This is a genomic window from Pseudomonas sp. P1_A1 (genome assembly GCF_056406935.1).
Map to the genome: position 1 here is coordinate 537,799 of NZ_JBFTZE010000001.1, position 7,168 is coordinate 544,966.

Genomic DNA, 7,168 nt, shown 5'->3' on the forward strand with positions numbered 1-7,168 from the left:
TACGAGAGCCCCGATGAACGATTTGATCGATGATGATGTACTGGCGCTGTTGCTGGCCGATGCCGGTGATCAATCCCAAGGGATAACCACTCGCGCCAACCAGCGCCCGGCGCCGCTGTCTTTCGCCCAGCAGCGGCTGTGGTTTCTCCAGCAACTGTCACCGGACAACGCCGCCTACAACCTGCCCCGTGTCATGCGCATCACCGGCCCCCTGGTGCCCCGGCGGCTGGAAACAGCCCTGAACAAGGTACTTGAGCGTCACGATATCTTGCGCAGTGCCTTCGTCGAAATCGATGGTTGCGCAATGCAGGTGGTCGATGCGCAGGCAACACTGGTGCTCGGCCATGAAGACCTGTCGGGTTTGTCGGACGAGGCCCGCGCCAACCGGATCGCGCTACGTATCGAGGCCCAGGCCGGCACGCCGTTCGATCTGCGTCAGGCGCCGCTGATGCGCGCGACACTGCTGCAGATTTCGGTCGACGAGCATCTGTTGCTGATGAACATGCACCACATCGTTTCCGATGCCTGGTCCAATGCCATTCTGATGCAAGACCTGACACGGGCCTTTGCCCAGGCCGGCAGCGGCGATACATCACCCTTGCCACGCCCGGCCATCCAGTACGCCGACTATGCCGCCTGGCAGCGCGGCGAATACCTGCACAGTGCAACCTGCGCCAGCAGCGCCGAATACTGGCAAGAGTATCTGGGGCAAACATTGCCGGCCCTCGATCTGCCGGTGGACTTCCCACGAAATACCCGGCACAGCCACCCTGCCGGGCAGTATGACTTCAGTGTGCCCGCGCCCCTCGCGCAAACCCTGAACCGCTTCTGCCAGCAGCAAAAACTGACGCCTTTCGTCGTGGCCCTCGGGGCCTGGCAATTGTTATTGAGCCGCTACAGTGGCCAACACGACTTTACCGTCGGCGTACCCAACGCCACCCGCAATCGCAGCGAAACCCAGAATCTGGTCGGCTTTTTCGTCAGCTCCCAGGTGTACCGGGCGCGCATTGATCCGCTGCTGTCCTGCGCAGACTTTCTCCAGCGGCTGCGGCGCGAATCGCTGGCGGCGCTGGACCATGGCGATTACCCGCTGGAATTGAGTTTCGACGCGTTGCGATTGCATGCCAGCGAACACGCCAATCCGTTGTTCCAGGTGCTGTTCAACTGGCGCACTGACACCGGGCAACCGAACCGGATCGACCTGGACGGGCTGGCGCTGGAGTTCCTCGGCGCGGGTCCCTGCCAGGCCAAATTCGATCTGTCCCTGGACGTCGGCTATTCGCTCGATGGCATCAACGCGAGTCTCGAATACAGCCGGGACCTCTACGCCCCCGCCACCCTCGAACGCCTGGCCCGGCACTGGTTGAACCTGCTCCATGCACTCACGGAAGATCCGCTGCGTGCGCTCGGCGAATTACCGCTGCTGGCAAGCGACGAACGCCAGGTTCAGTTGCAGCAGTGGAATCCGCCCGCGTCAGCCATGCCTGAGGACGGCGTGCATCAGTTGTTCGAACGCCAGGCGCTGGCAACCCCCGACTCGGTAGCCCTGATCTTCAACGACCTTGAGCTCAGCTATGCCCAGCTCAACGCCGCCGCCAATGGCCTGGCCCACTCGTTGATTGCACAGGGTGTCGGACCGGAAGTGCTGGTGGGCATTGCCGTGGAGCGTTCGGCGCACATGATCATCAGCCTGCTGGCGGTGCTCAAGGCCGGCGGCGCTTATGTACCGCTGGACCCCGACTACCCGCAGGAACGCCTGGCCTGGATGATTGAAGACAGTGGCCTGAGCGTGTTGCTGAGCCAGCGTTCGCTGCTTGATCGGCTGCCATCGATGCCCGGCGTCCAGCGACGCTGCGTCGACGACATCGATGTCCGGGGGACGCTGCCCGTACTTGACCCGCCCTGCCGCACCACCGGCCAAAACCTCGCCTATGTGATGTTCACGTCCGGCTCTACCGGTCGCCCCAAAGGGGTCGGCATCACCCAGGCGGCGTTGACCCGTCACGCCCAGGTGGCGCTGGAGTTTCTCGGCCTGAGCGCACAGGACCGGTCCCTGCAGTTCGCCACGTTCAACTTCGATGCCTTTGTCGAGCAGCTTTACCCGGCGTTGATCTGCGGCGCCTCGGTGGTGCTGCGCGGGCCGGATATCTGGGACAGTGAAACCTGGTACCGCGAACTGCTCGACAAACAATTCAGCGTCAGCGACCTGACCACCACCTACTGGAACATGCTGGCCAAGGACTTCGCCGCTGCCGGTCAGCGCGACTACGGTGCACTGCGGCAAGTGATCGTCGGTGGCGAAGCGATGCCACCGGAGGGCGTGGCGGCCTGGGGCAAGGCCGGGCTCGGGCATGTGAAGCTGCTGAACACCTACGGGCCGACGGAAACGACGGTCAGCGCCACAGTGCTGGATTGCAGCGACTACGTGACAGGGCAAATCGCCCTGCCCAAAAGTATGCCGATCGGCCAGCCTCTGGCCGGACGGGCGATTTACCTGCTCGATGCCGGCGGCCAGCCAGTGCCGGTGGGCGTCGTCGGTGAACTGATGATTGCCGGCGACCTGCTCGCACGCGGCTACTTCAAGCGACCTGAGCTTACGGCCGAGCGTTTCATCCCCGACCCGTTCGATGTTCAGGGCGGCGGTCGTCTCTACCGCACCGGCGATCTGGCGCGCTATCGCGCCGACGGTGTGATCGAGTATGCAGGCCGGCTGGATCACCAGGTGAAGATTCGCGGCTTCCGCATCGAACTCGGGGAAATCGAGTCATGCCTGCTGCAATCGCTGCAGGTCCGCGAGGCGTTGGTGGTTGCCCGGGAAAGCGCGGTGGGTTTGCAGTTGGTCGGCTATGTCGTGGCCCAAAGCGACTCGCTGAGCGAGCAGCAACAACTCGACCTGCGCGAAACCCTCAAGGCCGAGCTCAAGGCCAATCTGCCGGACTACATGGTGCCCAGTCATCTGCTGGTACTGGCCGCCATGCCGTTGAGCCCCAACGGCAAGCTCGACCGCAAGGCCCTGCCGCAGCCCGACCTCAGCCAGACGCAGCGGCACTTCATTGCCCCCGAAACGCCCCTGGAAAAGGCGCTCGCCGAACTCTGGCAAGAAGCGTTGCAGGTCGAGCGTGTCAGCCTGGACGACAACTTTTTCGAACTCGGTGGCCACTCGATTCTGGCCATTCAATTCATCTCGACCCTTAACGCGCGCCTGGGCATCAAACTGGCGCTGCAACACATGCTGACTCACCCCAATGTCCAGGCACTGGCCAGATTCATCGCACTGGAGCATCAGCAACAGGTGCAATGCGTGGTCGAACTCAATGCCTCGACCGCGTCGGCACCGCCGCTGTTCTGCCTGCACCCCAGCGGCGGTATCGTGTTCTGTTATCAGCCGCTGGCAAAGAAACTCGGCGCCCATGCCCGGACCTTCGGCGTGATGCACAAGGGCTTCGCCGATAAAGACTCGAACGCCCAGAGCTGGGCCGAGATGATTGCCGACTACAGCGCACAGATCGTCGAGAAACAGCCCCACGGCCCCTATCGATTGATGGGCTGGTCATTGGGTGGCGCGATCGCCATGGACGTCGCCGCCCACCTGGAACGCCAGGGCAAGGAAGTGACCTTCCTCGGCCTCGTTGACACCACTCTGCCGGAACGTGACCTGCCCGCCGATCTACCGCGCAAGCCTCAGGAAGAAGACAACCCGAACCACCTCAGCGCGGAAAACGAACTGCTGGCAGCACTCGAAGTCTTCAACCTGATGTTCGCGCATCTGGAACCGGCGGCGGCGAGCTTCATCGCCCGGAACCCGACGGCCGATCTCAAGGCCTTCTATCGATGGGCCAGCGAACAGACGGCCACCGGCGAGCAAGAGATGATCGCGACCCTGGAAGGCATCAAGCAGGAGATCATGAACGCGCAAGCCTATGCGATACATGAGCGTCTGGTGGCGGCGTTCGAAGAGTTCTCGCTGCCGCTGCTCAAGGCCCAAGTCAGCTGCTGGTGGTCGCTGTCGCATAAAACCCTGGAGCAAGTGCGGTATTCGGAACAACTGCTAAGAGCCCACAACGTGACAGGCCAATTGCACACCTCGATCCACTCACCACTGCCACACCGCAGCATGATCTACAGCGAGTCGCTACTGGAGTCGTTTACCGAAGTGTTCCTCGGCTGCCAGGGCGAGTCATGTAGCTGACCGGGCGACGGCAAAAAAAACGCAGAAGCCATGACTTCTGCGTTTTTGTTTGTACTTCAGGCAATACCGTAGCAGCTGCTCGGCAGCTGCTACAAGATTAGCCCGCGCCCCAGGTAAAAGGGCGCGGGCCGGGACTTTGACGCTAGTGCAAAGGACTCAGAACTGCGGTGTGTATTTCACGCTGAACATCACGTTGCGTGGATCACCGTAGTTGTTGTTGCCGTTAATCTGGTTGTAGGCCGCTGCGAAGTAGGTCTTGTCAAACAGGTTGTTGGCGTTCATCGCCAGCTCGATTTCCGGGGTGAGCTGGTAACCGACGCGAGCATTCCACACGGTGTAACCCGGAACGTTGACGGAGTGGTCGAAACCTACCGTGTGGGTTTGTGCGGTAAAGCCCAGGCCAGTACTCACACGGCTCCAGTCGCCGGTCATCTGATAATTGCCCCACACACGCAGCATGTGTTTAGGCGTCCACCAGCTGAAGATTTTGCCTTCGTTGTCAGGGTCGTCGAGGTATTTGGTGGTGTTGTAGGTGTAGCCGGCAAACAGTTGCAGATTGTCGATCACTTCGCCGCTGATTTCGGCGTCCAGACCCTGGCTGCGCACTTTGCCCGATGCTGTCGAGCAATACCAACCGTCGCAGGTTTGCGCACCTTGCGTATCGAGAACGGCACGGTTTTCCTGGTCGTAACGGAACAGGGCCACGGAGGTATTGATCCGGCCATCCATCAACTCGCCCTTGAGGCCAATCTCGTAGTTACTGCCGACAATCGGTTTGAGTACCGCGCCGGCGGTATCGCGTTCGGTTTGCGGTGTATATACGTCGGTGTAACTGGCATAGACCGCCCATTCGCGGCTCAGGTCATAGACGATACCGGCATAGGGCGTGACTTCTCCGGTTTCAGTGGCGGTGCTTTTTGGATCTTCTGTAATGCCGGTCGCAGTCTGGGTCGAAGACTTGTAATTGTAGTCGTACCAACTGACCCGCGAGCCGAGCACCAGGGTCAGGTCTTCAACAGGCTTGACCCTCCAGCTGCCGTACAGGCCTTTCTGCCGGATGTCGTATTGGCTGGGAGTCCCACGACCACCGGGGCTATTGATCAAGCCTTCGTAGCTGATCTCCGGACGGTTGTGATCAATGTCGAAGATATTGTCGGAGCTGTCATTGAAGGTTCGGGCGTATTTGTCGTCCGAGGTGTATTTGGAATAGTTGCCGCCCACCATGATTTCCTGCGGCATGGACAAGGCTTCGAACTTGCCGGTGAGGTTCATGTCCAGCGCGACTTTGGTGGAGTCCATGTCCGTCACGAAGTCAGCGTATTGCACGCCGCTGCCATCGGGATTGATGCCATCGCCGGTGGATTGCACCCGCTGGTTCTTCGCCTTGTTGGTTTCCGTCATGCGCACGGCGCCGATCTTGAAGGCCCAGTCGTCGTTGAAACGGTGTTCCAGGTCGGTATAGAGCGTGGTGACGTCGATATCCGAATGGTTCCACTTCGCCCCGGTGTACGTGCTGCGCGGCAGGTCGATGGGTTTACTGTCGGAGTAACGCGGGAAGCCGCGGACATTCGAGCGCGATTCGCCGTCGGACTGGCTGACCGCCACGCCCACGGTGGTGGCTTCGCTCAGATCGAAGTCCAGCGCGCCGTACAGCGAGGTGGTCTTGTACCATTCGGAATCAACGAACGTGTGGGTGTCGTCCTGGTCGGCAAGGAAACGTCCACGGAGGGTGCCGTTCTGGTTCAACGGCCCGCCGGCGTCCAGTTGCAGACCGTAGTGATCCCAGGAGCCGGCCTTGCCGGTCAAGGTCACGGTCGGTGTGGCCTGACCGCGCTTGCGCACCAGGTTGACCGCGCCACCCGGGCTGCCGGTGCCTTGCAGCAAGCCCGACGCACCGCGCAGCACTTCCATGCGGTCGAAGAAAATCAAGTCCTGCGTGGCCCAGTTGCCCAGCGCGTAAGTGTTGCGCGGGATCGGCACACCGTCGTACTGCCAGTCATCGATCTGGAAACCGCGCGAAGAGAGGATCAAACCTCTGCCGACGCCTTGGGCACCGACCAGTCCGGTGGTCTTGTTGGCCGCGTCCTTGAGATCGACGATATCCTGATCGTCCATTTGCTTGCGGGTCATCACCGTGACCGACTGCGGAATTTCCTTGAGGGTGTGGGTACCCTTGCCGATGGTCACGGCATTCGAGGTGTAGGAATTCGAACCTTCGGTGGTCGCGCCCACCTGTTGCGCGTTGATGGTGGTGGCGCCCAGTTCCAGCCCCTCGGTCGAACTGCCGCGTACCAGCATCAGCGTGTTGCCTTCAAAGCTGTAGTGCACGCCCGTGCCCTTGAGCAATTGGGCAATCGCCGCTTCGCTGCTCAACTTGCCGCTGACGCGTGTGCTGCGCAGGCCGGCCATGTCATCGGCGTTGTAGATCACCTGCTGATTGGTCTGCGTGCCAAACGCCTGCAGCGCCTGAGGCAAAGGCTGGGCAGGAATGTCGAGGGTGAAGTCTTCGGCGTGGACCTGCGCGCTGAGCGGCAGCAGGCAAGCCATGCCCAGACCGGCCAAGGAGCGACGCGAGCGCAGGGTTCGGGCAATGACCAAGGCCTTGAACAGAGGTTTCAACTCATGAATTGCTGACATCGTGCTCTCTATTTTTAATTGAAATGGATAGGATCCATGGGCAACCGAGTGCCCTGCCGCTGCCTGGACCTGTGAACCGCCTGGATCGGCTGCCATCTCGGGCAACACGTCGCAAGTCGATGACCGGCCCCTCCCCGGACTCGATCGTTTGTCCGGGCAGCGGTAAAAATGTGTACGGCTGGGAAAAACTGAACCCTGTGGCTACCCTGCCCGGCTCGATTTATCTGCTTACGTAAGTAAGACGCAGCACCGCGCAAAAACCGGAATGAGTTTATTTATCATTTGCGCAAAAATTCAAAAAAAAGGCCGACGCATTGGGCGTCGGCCTTTTTTTCTGCTACT

At 60.8% G+C, this 7,168-nt stretch carries 2 protein-coding genes; one reads left to right on the forward strand and one right to left on the reverse strand.

Annotation, left to right across the window (positions count from 1 at the left end; translation table 11 throughout):
• Window positions 1-13 precede the first annotated feature (13 nt).
• Window positions 14-4,189 (forward strand): amino acid adenylation domain-containing protein, encoded by a 4,176-nt coding sequence (locus AC1D2Q_RS02515; RefSeq protein ID WP_477812142.1) that lies wholly within the window; start codon window positions 14-16, stop codon window positions 4,187-4,189.
• 156 nt (window positions 4,190-4,345) lie between these two features.
• Here the strand turns inward: AC1D2Q_RS02515 and AC1D2Q_RS02520 are convergent, their stop codons facing one another.
• Complete coding sequence (locus AC1D2Q_RS02520; protein ID WP_477812143.1) at window positions 4,346-6,826, reverse strand: TonB-dependent siderophore receptor; 2,481 nt, start codon at window positions 6,824-6,826, stop codon at window positions 4,346-4,348.
• Window positions 6,827-7,168 lie beyond the last annotated feature (342 nt).